The organism is Amycolatopsis sp. NPDC104819 (assembly GCF_055583145.1).
Window position 1 is genome coordinate 255961 of the sequence record NZ_JBVJON010000012.1, and the last position, 13958, is coordinate 269918.

Sequence of the window (13958 nt, forward strand, 5' to 3'; positions counted from 1 at the left end):
CCCTCCGAAGGACGACGCTCAGCCGAGGACGGCCGCCCGGACGGCGTCGGTGTCGGCCAGATCCGGCAGCACGGTGTGCGCGCCCGCCGCCCGCAGCTCCTCGGCGCTGTAGCGGCCGGTCGCCACGGCGACGGAGACCGCGCCGTTGTGCAGCGCCGCCTGGACGTCGTTCGGGGTGTCGCCGATGACGACGACCGCGTCGGCCTCGAACGTCGCGCTGTGCTTGGCCGCGGCGAGCCCCACCGCGTGCGGCACCAGGTCCGGGCGGTGCACCGACAGCTCGCCGTACCCGCCGATCTCCAGGTCGAGGTGCTCCAGCAGGTCGAACGCGGCGAGCTTGTGCCGCGAGATCTCCGGCAGGTTGCCGGTGACGAGCGTCTGGACGACGTGGTCGTGGCCGGCGAACGAGGTGAGCGCCTCAGCGGCGCCGGGCAGGACCCGCGCCTCGGCCGCGAACCGGTGCTCGGCGCGTTCGGACTCCGCCACCAGGGCCGCGAACACCGCCTGGATCGTCGCCTCGCCGGGTTCGAAGCCGTTCGAGGTGAGCAGTTCGGTGGTGGTCGCGAGCTCCGTCCGGCCGCCGAAGACCGGGTGCACGCGCAGGGTGGCGCCGGTCGCCGCGGTGAACGCGGCCGCGTACCAGTCGATGCCGAGCCCGGCGAAGTCCACCAGCGTGTGGTCGATGTCCCAGAGCACCAGCCGCGTCTTCGTCACGGGTTCGAGGTTACCGGGATCACTATTCAACACGCGTTGACTTCCTGGGAGAGCCGTCGTACCTTGACATCAATTCAACACGTGACGAATAAATGGAGGCTGTCATGTCTGCTCCCGTCCGGCGCCCCGCCGGGGCGCTCGCCCTGGTCGCCGCCGTGGCCGGCGCGCTGGTGGCGGTGGTGCTGGGGTTCCTGACCTTCGGCGCGCAGGCGACCGTCGCGCCGGACCACGTCCCGGTCGCGGTCGCCGCGCCACCCGAGGTCGCGCAACGCATCGCCGCGCACGGCGGCGGCCAGCTCGACTGGACGATCGCGACCCCGGCCGACGCGCGGAAGCTGCTGGAGGACAAGAAGGTCTACGGCGTGCTCGAGCTCGGCCCGGGGCCGTCCGCGACCGTCGTGACGTCGGGCGCGGTCAACCCGGCCGGCACGCAGGTCGCGCAGCAGGCGCTGACCGGGGCGGCGTCGGCGCTGGCCGCCGCGCCGAAGCAGGAGGTGCTGCACCCGGTGAGCCTCGCCGGCCGGACGGCGCCGCTGGCCGCGTCCGCGCTGGCCTGGATCGGCGCGCTGGTCGCGGGACTCGCCTTGACGCAGCTGGCGAAGCGCACCGGCCGCACGGTCGGCGCGGGCGCGCGGCTCTTGCAGGTCGCCGGGGTCGGAGTGCTCGTCACGGCGGCCGTGGCCGGGTTCTTCGCGCTGTGGGACTCGGCGCTGCCGCTGGACGGGAACGTCCTCGGGTTCGTCTTCCTCGCCGCGACGGCGTTCGCCGCGGTGCAGGCGGGGCTGCTGCGGCTGCTCGGCCTGCGCGCGATGGCCGTGCTCGGCCCGCTGTACCTGGTCGCGCCCGCGATCGCCGGGCAGGTGCCGGAGCTGCTGAACCCGGCCTACCGCACGCTGCTGTGGTCGTGGACGCCGTTCCGCTTCTCGGCCGAAGGCCTGCGCAGCCTCTTGCAGGGGGTGCCGGGCGCACCCGACGTCGCGACCGGTGTCTGGGTGCTCGGCGCCCTGCTCGCCGCGGGGCTGCTGGTGGTGCTGTGGCCGGGCCGGTCAGCCCGCCAGGAGGCTGAAGCGGACGCGCCGGACCGGGTTGTCGAGGTTGGTGTCCACTAGGCACACCGACTGCCAGGTGCCCAGCGCGAGCACGCCGCCGAGCACCGGGATCGTCGCGTACGGCGGCACCAGCGCCGGGAGCACGTGGTCACGGCCGTGACCCGGGCTCCCGTGCCGGTGCCGCCAGCGGCCGTCGCGGGGGAGCAGCTCGTCGAGCGCGGTCAGCAGGTCTTCGTCGCTGCCCGCGCCGGTCTCGAGGATCGCCAGGCCCGCGGTGGCGTGCGGGACCCAGACGTGCAGCAGCCCGTCGGTCGCGTCGGCGTCGCGCAGGAACGCCTCGGTCTCGTGGGTGAGGTCGTGGACGACGGCTTCCGCGCCGGTGCGGACCTCGATCTCGGTGGAGTACATGCGCCCCAGCCTAGGGAGCGACGAGCACCTTCGCGGGCTCGCGGCGCATCGTGAACGCGAAGACCGCCAGGCCGGCCAGCAGCACCGCGCCGGCGACGTACGGGACGGCGGGGGCGATCTCGTACAGCCCGGTCCCCAGCAACGGGCCGCCCATGAACGCGAGTGCACTGCCGGACCCCATCAGCCCGGCGACCGCGCCTTGTTCTTCGCGGCTCGCCAGCAAAGTCGGCGCGGACATGAACCCCGGTGTCGCGAAGCCCATGCCCGCCCCCAGCACGGCCACCCCCGCGCCGAGCAGCAGCCCGCTCGGGGCGACGACCACCACGAGCATGCCGCCGGTCATCACGACCGCGCCGACCCGGACCAGCCGCAGCGGCGGCCAGCCCAGCCGCGGGACGGCCAGCACCTGGACCAGGATGATCATCCCGGCGCCGGCCAGCATCACCAGGCTCGTCACGCGGCTCGTGTCCGACGCGGCGAGGTTCAGCCGGTCCTGCACCAGGAAGCCGATCGTCATCAGCACGATCGCAAGCGCCAGGTACAGGCCGAACCCGAGGGTCAGGAACGGCCACATCCGTCGGTCGAACGGGCTGACCTTCACTGTCACCGGCCGGGATTCCCGCTTCGGTGGCTTCGGCAGCATGAGCGTGATGACCACGGCGATCACGGCCAGGATCACCGGCGCCGCGTAGATCGGCACGAGCAGGTTGCCGGTCAGGCTCAGGACACCGCCGAGCGCCGGGCCGACGGCGAGCGCGAGGCCCTGGGCCGCGCCGAACATCGACATCCCGCGCACCCGTTCGGCCGGGCCCGACGTCATGTCGGCGATGTAGGACTGCGCCGTCACCGGGGTGGCGGCCCAGGCCAGGCCGAACACGATGCCGCGGGTGAGCAGGACCCCCGCGAACAGCACCGGCACGGCGAGGGATCCGCTGAGCCCGGCCTGGGCGACCAACGCGAATCCGAGCAAGCCGAGCATGGCTCCGACCAGCGAGACCAGCAGGACCGGCCGGTGCCCCCAGTGCGCGGTCCGGCGGCCCCAGAACGGGCTGGCCAGCACCACACCCGCGCCGCCGACCGCCCAGACCGCGCCCAGCGCCAGCTCGCTGAACCCGAACTCGCGGGCCAGCGGCGGCAGGATCGGGTTGAGCAGCTGCTGGCCCGCCATCAGCCCGAACACCGCCAGGCAGGCGACCAGGATCGGGCGTCTCATGCCCCGGCCCGTTCGTGCTCGGTGCCGGCGCGGGGCGTGATGGAGATGAGGTCGCCGGGCTCCTCGACGGCCAGCCGGTGCCAGCGGCCCGGCGGGACGATGAACGACTGCCCGGCGGTCAGGGTGGCGACGTGCCCCTCGTCGCGCAGGTGGACGCGCAGCGCGCCGGAGAGCACCACGAGCACTTCGTGGCCGTGGGGGTGGCGCTCCCAGTGGTCGGCGTGCACGGACAGGTCGCTCTCGGCGTGGAACGCGCCGACGGTCCACAGGCTCTCGTCGCCGGTGAAGCCTTCGCGGCGGTCGACGGAGTCGGCCACGCCGCCTTCACGAAGTCGGATCAGGGTCTTGAACAGGTCGTAGTTTTCGAACATGTTCTGAAAGTAGCACCGGCCGAGCGGACCTGTCGACCGGGTTCACGGCATGATGGGGGTGTGCCCCGCCCCTCCGGCCGCATCGGACGGCCTCCCACGACGTCCCGCCCGCAGATCCTCGAAGCGGCGCGGGCGATCCTCGACCGGGACGGCTGGGAGAAGCTCACGGTCCGCCGGCTGGCCGCCGAGCTCGGGGTCGGCACGACGACGCTCTACCACCACGTCCGCGACAAGGACGACCTGCTGGTCCAGCTCCTCGACTACTACGCCGCCCAGCTCCCGCGCCCCGAGCTGCCCGCGGACCCGCGCGAGCGGATCATCGTGGCGGCCACCGTCATGCACGACTCGCTGGCCGCGTGGCCGCAGGCCGTGGAGGTGCTGACGGCCGACGACCTCCTCGGCGAGTCCGCGCTGTGGATGGTCGAGGCCATCGTCGGCGGCGCGCTGGGCTGCGGGCTCGGCCCCGAGCGGGCCGTGGAGCTGTACCGGGACGTCTGGTACTTCATCGTGGGCGAGATCCTGATCCGCGTCCGCGCCGGGCGGCGCGCGGGGGAGGAGCGTCCTCGGTACCGCGACACGGTTTTCGCGGCCCTGGACGCTTCGGAGTTCCCCAGCCTGGCCGCGATCGGGAGCCGCTGGCCGGAGCTGACCGCGCGGGACACGTTTCCGCGCGGGCTGCGGGCCTTCGTCGACGGCCTGCTGGCTCAGGAATCCAGGTAGCGCAACACCGCGAGCACCCGGCGGTTGTCCCCTTCGGACGGTGGCAGGCCGAGCTTGCCGAAGATCGACGTCACGTACTTCTCCACCGAACCCGCCGAGAGGAACAGGTTTCCGGCGATCGCGGAGTTCGAACGGCCTTCCGCCATCAGGCCCAGCACTTCGCGTTCGCGCGGGGTCAGCCCGCTGAGCGCGTCCGTCTGGCGCGTCGCCGAGAACAGCTGGCTGACGACTTCGGGGTCCAGCACCGTTTCGCCGTCCGCGACCCGGCGCAGCGCGTCGAGGAAGTCCGACACCTCGGCGACGCGGTCCTTGAGCAGGTAGCCGACGCCGCCCGCGCGGTCGGCCAGGAGCTGGGCCGCGTACTTCGTCTCGACGTACTGGGAGAACAGCAGGATCGCGCGGCCCGGCGACTCGCGGCGCAGCGAGATCGCCGCCCGCAGGCCTTCGTCGGTGTGCGTCGGCGGCATCCGGATGTCCACAATGGACACGTCGGGGGTGTTCTCCTCGACCGCGGCCCGCAGCGCGTCGGCGTCCTTCACCGCGGCGACGACCTCGTGGCCGCGGAAGGTCAGCAGCTCGACGAGGCCGTGGCGCAGGATGGTGGAGTCCTCCGCGATGACGATCCGCATGCGCAGACCCTAGCGGGGCAGCGGTACTCCCGCGGTCACTTCGGTCGGACCGCCGGGCGGGCTCGTCACGGCCAGCCGGCCGTCGACCGTGCGCAGCCGCTCGGCCACCCCGGCCAGCCCGCCGCCGGGCACGACCCGCGCGCCGCCCGGGCCGTGGTCGCGCACCCGCAGCCACAGGACGTCCCGGTCCTCGGTGACCTCGACGACCGTCCCCCGGCCGCCGTGCTTCGCGGCGTTCGTGAGCAGCTCGGCGGCGCTGAAGTAGACGATCGTCTCCAGCGACGGCGGCGGCCGGCGCGGCAGCTCGACCACGACCCGCGCGTCGATCCCGGACGTCGCGACCAAGGTGGCGAGCGCGACGTCGAGCCCGGCGTCCAGGGCGGCCGGGTGGATGCCGCGGGCGAGGTCGCGCAGCTCGGTCAGCGCCTGCTTGGCGTTGGTGTGCGCGGCGGTGACCAGCTGCCTGACCTGGGCGAGGTCGAGCTCGTCGGCGCTCAGCTCGTCCTTGGCCAGGCCGAGCTTCATCGCCAGCGCGACGAGCTGGGCCTGCGCGCCGTCGTGGAGGTCACGCTCGATGCGCCGAAGCCGCAGCGCCGAGTCCTCGACCGCCGTCGCGCGGCTCGCCTCGAGGTCGCGGACCCGTTCGGACAGCACGCGTTCGCCGAGCAGGCCCACGACGAGCAGCCGGTCGAGGGCGACGAAGGCGTGCGTCACCCACGGCAGCGCGACGAGCACGAGCAGCCCGGACGCCGTCCAGGCCAGCGACCCGGGCCAGCTTTCGGCGCGGATGCCGAAGACCGGCAGGTTCTCTTCGCCGAGCGGGAACCACAGGAAGCTGTAGGTCGTGGCGGCCAGGCCGTAGACGGTCGCGGCGAAGACCGTGAACAACCCGACGAGGGTCAGGGGAAGGCGAAGCAGCAGGTAACCGGCGGCGCGCCAGCCGGCCGGATCCCCGACGCGGGCCCGCACCCAGGCCCAGAGCCCGGGCTTCAGCTCCGGCCGACGCGGAACGGGCACGCTGACGCCGAGCAGCGCCCGGGCGAGCCGCCGGTGGGCGCCGCCGAGGCCGCGGGCGTAGAGGATGGCCCCGGCGAGCACGAGGAACCCGAGCAGGATCGGCGTCAGCCAGAGCCCGAGCGCGAGCAGGACGAGGAAGCTGACCAGGGCGAAGAGGGTCAGCGGAGCGGAGAGCCAGAGCCAGAGGTACTCGGCCCAGAAGTCCCGCGAGGCCAGCGGCCCGAAGGTACGGCGCAACGGGTGGGGGCGAGGGACGTCGAGGCTGGTCACGGTGCCAGTCTCGCCCGTGGGGGCGGTGGTGCCCATCCGGTTTTCCCCCGGGCCGGACCCGGGTTCACCCCTCGGCCCGCGGGGGCGCCCCCGTTTTCCACGCTACCGGCGGGCACCGACAGTTCCGGCGCCGGAAACGGGTGCGGGCCATCCTGCATCCACAAGGTGGCCCGCACCCGCCGTCGGTCAGGGGGCGTCCGGGTCGTCGTCCCGGGCCTTCTGCGCCGCCTCGCGCATCTCGATCACGTCGGTCAGCCAGTCGCCGGTCTCGCGGGCGATGTCGCGGATCGCTCCCGTGATGATCGAGGCGATGTTGCCGACGTGGGTCGCGGCGGACTCGGTGATCACCTGCAGGGTGTCCTTGTCTCGTTCGAACTGGCCCACCATGTCACCCTCACGCTGCTCGGAGCTGCCGGTCGGGTTCCACGGTAACCGGCGACGGCGAACTCTGCGGAAGAGCCAGCTTCACGATCTTCTTCGCCACCGACCAGAGCTGCTTGCGCAACGGCCCCGTGTGGTACGGCAGGCCGTACTTCTCGCAGATCGCGCGCACCTCGCCGGCGATCTCCGGGTAGCGGCGCGCCGGGATGTCGGGGAACAGGTGGTGCTCGATCTGGTGGGACAGGTTGCCGCTCATGATGTGGAACAGCGGGCCGCCGGAGATGTTCGCCGAACCCAGGATCTGGCGCAGGTACCACTGGCCCCGGGACTCGGACGCGGTCTCCTCCTCGGTGAAGCTCTCGACGTCGGCGGGGAAGTGGCCGCAGAAGATGATCGAGAACGACCACAGGTTGCGGACCAGGTTCGCGGTCGCGTTGCCGGCGAAGGTCAGCGGCGCGAGCGGTCCGGTCAGCAGCGGGAACAGCACGTAGTCCTTGCCGACCTGCCGCGACGCCTTGCGCAGGATGCGCCGGAGCACCGGCGCGTTGTCGGCCCACGACCGCTCGCCCTTGACGACGTTTTCGACCTCGAGGTCGTGCAGCATCACGCCCCACTGGAAGAACAGCGCCAGCAGCGTCGCGTACACCGGGTTGCCCAGGTAGTACGGGTGCCACTTCTGGGCGGTGTCCATCCGCAGGATCCCGTACCCGACGTCGCGGTCCTTGTCGACGATGTTCGTGTACGTGTGGTGGATGTAGTTGTGCGAGTGCCGCCAGTTCTCGGCCGGCGCCACGGTGTCCCACTCGAAACGCTGCGAGCTCAGCGCCGGGTCGCGCGTCCAGTCGTACTGGCCGTGCATGACGTTGTGGCCGATCTCCATGTTGTCGAGGATCTTCGCCACCGACAGCGCGCCGACGCCGGCGAGCCAAGCGGGCGGGAAGAACCCGGCGAACAACAGCGCGCGGCCGGCGACCTCGAGGCCGCGCTGGGTCTTGATGATGCCGTGGATGTAGTCGACGTCTTCCTGGCCCAGACTGTCGACGGTCCGCTGTCGCAGCGCGTCGAGCTCGCGGCCGAACTCCTCGACCTGTTCCGGGGTCAGGCGGTCCTGCAGACCGGTCATGGCGGTTCTCCCTAAGCGTCGATCTCGACGTCCCCGACCGGGACGGAGATGCAGAGCTGGATTTCTTCGTCTTCTTCGCCGGAGACCTCGCCCGTCTTGGCGTTGCGGACGCGGCCGGCGGTCTTGAGCTGGGTGCAGGAGAAGCAGATGCCCATCCGGCAGCCGTGCTCCGGCGACAGGCCCGCTTCCTCGGCCTGCTCCAGCAACGGCTTCCCGGAGTTGGCGCACTCCCGGCCGCTGCGCTTGAACCGGACCTGCCCCTCGGCGTTCGCGGTGTCGAAGGTCAACGCCGGCGGCGTGAACTCTTCGGTGTGCACCCGTTCACCCAGCTGGTCACGCACGGCGTCCATCAGCGGCTTCGGGCCGCAGACGAACGCCTCCGCGTCGCGGTGCCACGGCGCGACGCGCTCGAGGTGTTCCGGCGAGAAGAACCCGTGCAGGTCCCCGCCCTGGGTGTGGGTGTAGGCGTGCACGACCTTCAGCCCGGGGTGCCGGGCGGCGAGCTCGGCCAGCTCGGTGCGGTAGAGCGCGTCGGCCGGGCCGTTCGAGTACTGCAGGAACACGATCTCGCCGGCGTGCCCCTCGGCCACCAGGGTGCGCACCATGGCGAGCACGGGCGTGACCCCGCTGCCGCCGCCGATCAGCAGCACGCGCTCCGGCCGGGCGGCCGGCAGCGTGAACGTGCCGTCCGGAGTGGACAGACCGACCACCGAGCCGGCGCCGATCGCGCGGTTCAGGTGCCCGGAGACCAGGCCCTGCTCCTTGACCGTGAACTCCAGCACGCCGTCGTACTGCGAACCGCACGGCGAATAGCAGCGCGTGCGCCGGACGCCGTTGATCTCCACCTGGAGGCGGACGTACTGGCCGGCGGTGAAGCCGGGCCACGCGCGGCTGGGCCGCACGGTGAGCGTGACGGTGTCCGGTGTCTGCTTGCGCACCGCCGTGACCAGGCCGCGGATCTCGCGGCGGACCAGCATCGGGTCGACGAGCTCCAGGTAGCGGTCCATCCCGTGCGGGGTCAGCAGCGCTTCGGCCAGCGAGGCCAGGCTGCGCACCCGCCGGGGGATGAGCGCCGTCATCGGAGACCTCCTCGATTACAGTGAACGACTGTACACTCAACAGTGCACTGCAGGAGTGGACTGCCTGTCAACGAAGGACGCGGAGGATGTGACGTGAGCAACGCGGTGGACATCCGTACGCTGGACCCTGTGTCCGAAGAGCCGGTGAGCCGCCAGGAGCGCAAGCAGCGCACGCGCCAGGCGTTGCTGGACACCGCCCTGGAGCTGCTGGCCGACCGCCCGTTCGCGAGCCTTTCCCTGCGTGAGGTCGCCAAGGGCGCCGGTTTGGTCCCGACGGCGTTCTACCGGCACTTCGCCTCGATGGAGGAGCTCGGCGTCGCGCTCGTCGAAGAAGCGACCCGCACCCTGCGCGGCATGATGCGCTCGGCGCGCAGCGACCCGGACACCTACCGGGGGATGATCAGCGCTTCGGTCACCACCGTGCACCAATTCGTCCGGGCGAACGAGGACCATTTCCGGTTCCTCACCCGCGAACGCTACGGCGGCGGCCCGCTCGCGCGCGCCATCGCCGTCGAACTGCGGATGTTCTCCGGTGATCTCGCGATCGACCTCGCCCGGTTCACGCCGCTGCGGGCGTGGAGCACCGAAGACCTGCACATGCTGGCCGACTTGATCGTTTCCGTAATGATCACCACGACGGTGGAACTGCTGGAAGCGCGCCCTGGTGAAGACGCAAAAATCACCGGAACGGCGGAAAAACGGCTGCGGTTGGTCCTGCTCGGGATCCCCCATTGGAAAACGAGCTGAACGTTTCCGGCACAACGCTCGTATCTTCTGGCACATCCCCGAGACTTGCGACCCACGTCACTGGGGACTGTCGGTCCGGCGTGGTACAACCCACGGATCGTGCCTCGCCGATGAGGAGGTCGTGTGGCGGACAGCGAACAGGATCAGCAGCTCACCGTGGGCGTGGTGGCCGAGTCACGCCCCGGGGAGCGCCGGGTGGCCATGGTGCCCAAACTGGTCGGGAGACTCGTGCAGCGCGGGCTGCGCGTGCTCGTCGAACCGGGCGCCGGGGCCGGGGCGCACCTGAGTGACGACGCGTACACCCAAGCGGGCGCCGAACTCGGCGACGCCTGGGGCGCGTCGGTCGTCGTCAAGGTGAACCCACCCGCGCCGGAAGAGATCGCCAAGCTGAGCCGGGGCGCCGTGCTCATCGGCTTCCTCGACCCGCGCGGCAACCCGGAGGGGCTCGCGAAGCTCGACGAAGCGGGCCTGCGGGCGTTCGCGATGGAGGCGGTTCCGCGGATCTCTCGGGCCCAGGCGATGGACGCGCTGTCGTCGCAGGCCAGCATCGGCGGGTACCGCGCCGTGCTGCTCGCGGCGCAGAAGCTCCCGCGCTTCTTCCCGATGCTCACCACCGCGGCGGGCACCGTGCCGCCGGCGAAGGTGCTGGTGCTCGGCGCCGGCGTCGCCGGCCTGCAGGCGCTGGCCACCGCGAAACGGCTCGGCGCGCAGACCACCGGCTACGACGTGCGGCCCGAGGTCGCCGAGCAGGTCAAGTCGCTCGGCGCGCAGTTCCTGGACCTCGGCATCGAAGCGGTCGGCGAAGGCGGGTACGCCCGCGAGCTGACGGCGGAGGAGCGCGAGGAGCAGCAGCGGCGGCTCACCGAGGCGATCACGAAGTTCGACGTCGTGATCACCACCGCGCTGGTGCCGGGCCGCAAGGCGCCGACCCTGGTCACCGCGGACGCGGTCAAGGGCATGCCGGCCGGGTCGGTCGTCGTCGACCTCGCCGGCGAAACCGGCGGCAACTGCGAGCTGACCAAGCCGGGCGAGGACGTCGTGGAGCACGACGTCACCATCTCGTCCCCGCTGAACCTGCCCGCCGAAATGCCTTCGCACGCCAGCGAGCTCTACGCCCGCAACGTCACCGAGCTGCTGGAGCTGCTGGTGACGAAGGAAGGCGCGCTGGAGCTGAACTTCGAGGACGAGATCGTCGCCGGTGCCTGCGTGGCCGGGCGCGAAGGGAGCCCGGCATGAGTCCCCTGGTGCAGAACCTGGCGGTGCTGGTGCTCGCCGGGTTCGTCGGCTTCGCCGTCATTTCCAAGGTGCCCAACACCCTGCACACGCCACTGATGTCCGGCACCAACGCGATCCACGGCATCGTGCTGCTGGGCGGGCTGGTCGTGCTCGGCCTCGGCGTCGACGGCGTGTTCAACAAGATCCTGCTGGTGATCGCGATCGCCTTCGGCACGATCAACGTCGTCGGCGGCTTCCTGGTCACCGACCGGATGCTGTCGATGTTCAAGGCCAAGAAACCCGCTCCCGGCGAGGAGGAGGACAAGTGACCGACTTCGTCGCGATCCTCTACATCGTCGCGTTCGCCCTCTTCATCTACGGCCTGATGGGCCTGACCGGCCCGCGCACCGCGGTCCGCGGTAACTGGATCGCCGCGGTCGGCATGGGCATCGCCGTGATCGCCACCCTGCTCACCCCGGGCATGGGCAACTGGCTGCTGATCGTCCTCGGCGTCGCGATCGGCGCGGTGGTCGGCGTACCGTCCGCGCGCAAGGTCAAGATGACCGCGATGCCGCAGATGGTGGCCCTGTTCAACGGCGTCGGCGGCGGCGCGGTCGCGCTCATCGCGTGGGTCGAGTTCAACTCCACCGACGGCTACGCGCACGAGCCGACGTACATCGCGATCGCGTCGCTGTTCGCCGCGATCATCGGGTCGATCTCCTTCTGGGGCTCGAACGTCGCGTTCGGCAAGCTCCAGGAGCTGATCAGCGGCCGCCCGATCACGATGGGCAAGCTGCAGCAGCCGGTCAACGCGCTGCTGCTGCTGATCGCCCTCGCGTGCGCGGTGGGCATCATCGCCGGCGGCGACTCGTGGCTGCTGATCGTCGGCCTGCTCGTCGCGGCCGGCATCCTCGGTCTCACCGTCGTGCTGCCGATCGGCGGCGCGGACATGCCGGTCGTGATCTCGCTGCTCAACGCGTTCACCGGCCTGTCGGCCGCGGCGATGGGCCTCGCGCTGGACAACACGGCGCTGATCGTGGCCGGCATGATCGTCGGCGCGTCCGGCTCGATCCTGACCAACCTGATGGCCAAGGCGATGAACCGGTCCATCCCGGCGATCGTCGCGGGTGGGTTCGGCGGCGGGCCGGCGGTGGCGGCCGGAAGCGGCACGAAGGAAGCGCGGCCGGTGCGCTCGACCAGCGCGGCCGACACGGCGATCCAGATGGCGTACGCCAGCAAGGTCGTCGTGGTGCCCGGCTACGGCATGGCCGTGGCGCAGGCGCAGCACACCGTCCGCGAGATGGCGAAGCTGCTGGAGAAGAAGGGTATTTCGGTCGCCTACGCCATCCACCCGGTGGCCGGGCGCATGCCCGGGCACATGAACGTGCTGCTCGCCGAGGCCGACGTGCCCTACGAGCAGCTCAAGGAGATGGACGAGATCAACTCCGAGTTCGGCCAGACCGACGTCGCGCTGGTGATCGGCGCGAACGACGTCACGAACCCGGCGGCGCAGACCGACCCGAGCTCGCCGATCTACGGGATGCCGATCCTCAAGGTCAACGAGAGCCGGTCCGTGATCGTGTTGAAACGCGGCATGAGCTCGGGCTTCGCCGGCATCGACAACGACCTGTTCTACGATCCGAAGACCAGCATGCTCTTCGGGGACGCCAAGTCGTCGGTGGGCGAGATCGTGGAGGAACTCAAAGCGTTATGACAACCGGGTCGGACGTGCGCGCGGCGTTCACCGATCCGGCCGAGAACCTCGCTTTCGACGAAGCGCTCCTCCGGGTTGCGCCCGAGTCACCGGTCGTGTGGCTCTGGCGCAACCCGGTTTGTGTCGTGGTGGGCCGCGGGCAGCGGATCGCGCGGGAGGTGCACGTCGACGCGTGCTCGCGCGACGGCGTCCCGGTGCTGCGGCGCGCGAGCGGCGGCGGCACGGTGTTCCACGACCCGGGCAACCTGAACGTGACGCTGGTCCTGCCGGGGCCCGCCGACCGGCCGCTGGAAGCGCTCGGCCAGGTGATGAGCGCCGCCGTCGACCAGCTCGGGCTGGTCCCGCGGATCGGGGACCGCGGGCTGTTCGTCGGCGAGGCGAAGCTGTGCGGGTTCGCCGTGTTCCGCACCAAGACCGGGCTGCTCGCGCACTCGACGCTGCTGGTCGAGACGTCGGCGGGGCTCGTCGGGCGCTACCTGACCAGCGCGCCGCCGGACCCGCGCCCGCTCGACTCCCACCGCAGCCCGGTGGCGTCGCTGGCCGAGCACGGGCTGCGGCCCGGCTTCCCGGCGGTCGAGGCGGCGGTGCGGGCGGCGGCGTCGCAGCTGCTCGGCACGCTGGTGCCGCGCCCGCCGTCCGCGGCCGAGCTGGCCCGGCAGCGGGCGCTGCTGCACACCCGCTACCGGTACCCGGCCTGGCACGCGGACGGTTCCCAGCGCGCAACCTGACCCCGCTTGGATCGTCTGTCTACTGTGGACTTACTGCTCGGCGGCCGAGAAAGTGACGCCCGGCACCTTCCGCGCGGTCGCCCGGGTGGTCTTCTTCGGCTCCGCCGCCTTGCGGGTGCGGGTGGTCTTCGCGGGCTCGGCCTTCGCCGCGGCCTTCGCGCGGGTCGCCTTCGCCGGGGCGGCCTTGGCAGCGGCCTTCGGGGTGGTCTTGGCCGCGGTGGTCTTCGGTGCGGTGGTCTTGGCGGCCGTGGCCGTGCGCCCGGCGACCGGCTTCGCGGTCTTGGGGGCGGCCTTCGCCTTCGTCTTGGTCTTCTTCGCGCCCGGGACGATCCGCGGGCGGCGCTTGCGGCCACCTGCGCGCCGGCCCGCGTCGGCGTAGCGCTGCAGCAGCTCGCGCAGCGCCTCGGCGTTGGCGAAGGTGAGGTCGATGTCGTAGTCGATGCCGTCCAGCGAGAACCCGACCGTCTCGCCGGCGGGGTCCCCGGTCAGATCGTCCAGGACCCGCACAGCCGTGTTTCTGGCCACGACAAACCTCCCGTGCTCGAACGTGGTTGCTCGCGCGCACCGGGCCCGACGGCAC

General features: G+C 71.6%; 17 protein-coding genes. 7 read left to right on the plus strand and 10 right to left on the minus strand.

The features are described from left to right. Positions 1-18 precede the first annotated feature (18 nt). Positions 19-714 (minus strand): HAD family hydrolase, encoded by a 696-nt coding sequence (locus tag ACZ63E_RS34160; RefSeq protein WP_465340339.1) that lies wholly within the window; start codon positions 712-714, stop codon positions 19-21. Positions 715-818: 104 nt separating this feature from the next. On the opposite strand from ACZ63E_RS34160, the gene ACZ63E_RS34165 reads away from it, so the two are divergent. After that, positions 819-1823, plus strand: coding sequence for a YhgE/Pip domain-containing protein (locus ACZ63E_RS34165; RefSeq protein ID WP_465340341.1), 1005 nt, complete (start codon positions 819-821; stop codon positions 1821-1823). Here ACZ63E_RS34165 and ACZ63E_RS34170 read toward each other — a convergent pair. From ACZ63E_RS34170 to ACZ63E_RS34180, 3 genes are read right to left on the minus strand one after another with little or no spacing between them, the layout of a single operon-like run. Continuing rightward, positions 1761-2171, minus strand: coding sequence for a secondary thiamine-phosphate synthase enzyme YjbQ (locus ACZ63E_RS34170; protein ID WP_465340342.1), 411 nt, complete (start codon positions 2169-2171; stop codon positions 1761-1763). The genes ACZ63E_RS34165 and ACZ63E_RS34170 overlap by 63 nt on opposite strands. A gap of 10 nt (positions 2172-2181) precedes the next feature. Next, entirely contained in the window at positions 2182-3384 is a 1203-nt protein-coding gene (locus tag ACZ63E_RS34175; protein ID WP_465340343.1) for an MFS transporter, read from the minus strand. Continuing rightward, a complete protein-coding gene (locus ACZ63E_RS34180) occupies positions 3381-3755 on the minus strand; it encodes a cupin domain-containing protein (RefSeq protein ID WP_465340344.1) in 375 nt (124 codons plus the stop codon). The genes ACZ63E_RS34175 and ACZ63E_RS34180 overlap by 4 nt, the downstream gene beginning before the upstream one ends. Positions 3756-3815: 60 nt before the next feature. On the opposite strand from ACZ63E_RS34180, the gene ACZ63E_RS34185 reads away from it, so the two are divergent. Next, the gene (locus tag ACZ63E_RS34185) at positions 3816-4475 is read left to right on the plus strand and encodes a TetR/AcrR family transcriptional regulator (protein WP_465340345.1); all 660 of its coding nucleotides are present in this window, start codon (positions 3816-3818) and stop codon (positions 4473-4475) included. Here ACZ63E_RS34185 and ACZ63E_RS34190 read toward each other — a convergent pair. From ACZ63E_RS34190 to ACZ63E_RS34210, 5 genes are all read right to left on the minus strand, one after another. After that, a complete protein-coding gene (locus tag ACZ63E_RS34190) occupies positions 4460-5104 on the minus strand; it encodes a response regulator (RefSeq protein WP_465340346.1) in 645 nt (214 codons plus the stop codon). The two genes, ACZ63E_RS34185 and ACZ63E_RS34190, sit on opposite strands and share 16 nt — an antisense overlap. 9 nt (positions 5105-5113) lie before the next feature. After that, positions 5114-6427: a sensor histidine kinase gene (locus tag ACZ63E_RS34195; RefSeq protein ID WP_465340347.1), complete on the minus strand. Its 1314-nt coding sequence runs from the start codon at positions 6425-6427 to the stop codon at positions 5114-5116. Between the two features lie 150 nt (positions 6428-6577). Further along, on the minus strand, positions 6578-6778 hold the full coding sequence (locus ACZ63E_RS34200) for a hypothetical protein (RefSeq protein WP_257921124.1): 201 nt from the start codon (positions 6776-6778) through the stop codon (positions 6578-6580). Positions 6779-6785: 7 nt separating this feature from the next. Continuing rightward, positions 6786-7895 carry a fatty acid desaturase family protein gene (locus ACZ63E_RS34205; protein ID WP_465314401.1) on the minus strand — a complete coding sequence of 370 codons (1110 nt, stop codon included), beginning with the start codon at positions 7893-7895 and terminating at the stop codon, positions 6786-6788. Between the two features lie 11 nt (positions 7896-7906). Beyond that, positions 7907-8974, minus strand: a complete 1068-nt coding sequence (locus ACZ63E_RS34210; RefSeq protein ID WP_465340349.1) for a ferredoxin reductase — start codon at positions 8972-8974, stop codon at positions 7907-7909. Positions 8975-9067: 93 nt separating this feature from the next. On the opposite strand from ACZ63E_RS34210, the gene ACZ63E_RS34215 reads away from it, so the two are divergent. The 5 genes from ACZ63E_RS34215 (at position 9068) to ACZ63E_RS34235 (ending at position 13378) form a co-directional block, all read left to right on the plus strand. Beyond that, on the plus strand, positions 9068-9721 hold the full coding sequence (locus ACZ63E_RS34215; protein ID WP_465340350.1) for a TetR family transcriptional regulator: 654 nt from the start codon (positions 9068-9070) through the stop codon (positions 9719-9721). A gap of 123 nt (positions 9722-9844) precedes the next feature. Beyond that, positions 9845-10957: a Re/Si-specific NAD(P)(+) transhydrogenase subunit alpha gene (locus ACZ63E_RS34220; protein WP_465340352.1), complete on the plus strand. Its 1113-nt coding sequence runs from the start codon at positions 9845-9847 to the stop codon at positions 10955-10957. After that, positions 10954-11265: an NAD(P) transhydrogenase subunit alpha part 2 gene (locus tag ACZ63E_RS34225; RefSeq protein ID WP_392771743.1), complete on the plus strand. Its 312-nt coding sequence runs from the start codon at positions 10954-10956 to the stop codon at positions 11263-11265. The genes ACZ63E_RS34220 and ACZ63E_RS34225 overlap by 4 nt, the downstream gene beginning before the upstream one ends. Next, on the plus strand, positions 11262-12650 hold the full coding sequence (locus ACZ63E_RS34230) for an NAD(P)(+) transhydrogenase (Re/Si-specific) subunit beta (RefSeq protein ID WP_465340354.1): 1389 nt from the start codon (positions 11262-11264) through the stop codon (positions 12648-12650). The genes ACZ63E_RS34225 and ACZ63E_RS34230 overlap by 4 nt, the downstream gene beginning before the upstream one ends. Then, the gene (locus ACZ63E_RS34235; protein ID WP_465340355.1) at positions 12647-13378 is read left to right on the plus strand and encodes a lipoate--protein ligase family protein; all 732 of its coding nucleotides are present in this window, start codon (positions 12647-12649) and stop codon (positions 13376-13378) included. Before ACZ63E_RS34230 ends, ACZ63E_RS34235 begins: the two co-directional genes overlap by 4 nt. Positions 13379-13408: 30 nt before the next feature. Here the strand turns inward: ACZ63E_RS34235 and ACZ63E_RS34240 are convergent, their stop codons facing one another. Beyond that, positions 13409-13903, minus strand: a complete 495-nt coding sequence (locus ACZ63E_RS34240; RefSeq protein WP_465340356.1) for an Lsr2 dimerization domain-containing protein — start codon at positions 13901-13903, stop codon at positions 13409-13411. Positions 13904-13958 lie beyond the last annotated feature (55 nt).

What these genes read in the sequence shown, in the direction of transcription:
- ACZ63E_RS34170 (WP_465340342.1), bottom strand. Translation starts at nt 2,171, where the DNA reads ATGTACTCCACCGAGATCGAGGTCCGCACCGGCGCGGAAGCCGTCGTC.
- ACZ63E_RS34175 (WP_465340343.1), bottom strand. Translation starts at nt 3,384, where the DNA reads ATGAGACGCCCGATCCTGGTCGCCTGCCTGGCGGTGTTCGGGCTGATG.
- ACZ63E_RS34225 (WP_392771743.1), top strand. Translation starts at nt 10,954, where the DNA reads ATGAGTCCCCTGGTGCAGAACCTGGCGGTGCTGGTGCTCGCCGGGTTC.
- ACZ63E_RS34190 (WP_465340346.1), bottom strand. Translation starts at nt 5,104, where the DNA reads ATGCGGATCGTCATCGCGGAGGACTCCACCATCCTGCGCCACGGCCTC.
- ACZ63E_RS34235 (WP_465340355.1), top strand. Translation starts at nt 12,647, where the DNA reads ATGACAACCGGGTCGGACGTGCGCGCGGCGTTCACCGATCCGGCCGAG.
- ACZ63E_RS34165 (WP_465340341.1), top strand. Translation starts at nt 819, where the DNA reads ATGTCTGCTCCCGTCCGGCGCCCCGCCGGGGCGCTCGCCCTGGTCGCC.
- ACZ63E_RS34200 (WP_257921124.1), bottom strand. Translation starts at nt 6,778, where the DNA reads ATGGTGGGCCAGTTCGAACGAGACAAGGACACCCTGCAGGTGATCACC.
- ACZ63E_RS34210 (WP_465340349.1), bottom strand. Translation starts at nt 8,974, where the DNA reads ATGACGGCGCTCATCCCCCGGCGGGTGCGCAGCCTGGCCTCGCTGGCC.
- ACZ63E_RS34205 (WP_465314401.1), bottom strand. Translation starts at nt 7,895, where the DNA reads ATGACCGGTCTGCAGGACCGCCTGACCCCGGAACAGGTCGAGGAGTTC.
- ACZ63E_RS34180 (WP_465340344.1), bottom strand. Translation starts at nt 3,755, where the DNA reads ATGTTCGAAAACTACGACCTGTTCAAGACCCTGATCCGACTTCGTGAA.
- ACZ63E_RS34195 (WP_465340347.1), bottom strand. Translation starts at nt 6,427, where the DNA reads ATGGGCACCACCGCCCCCACGGGCGAGACTGGCACCGTGACCAGCCTC.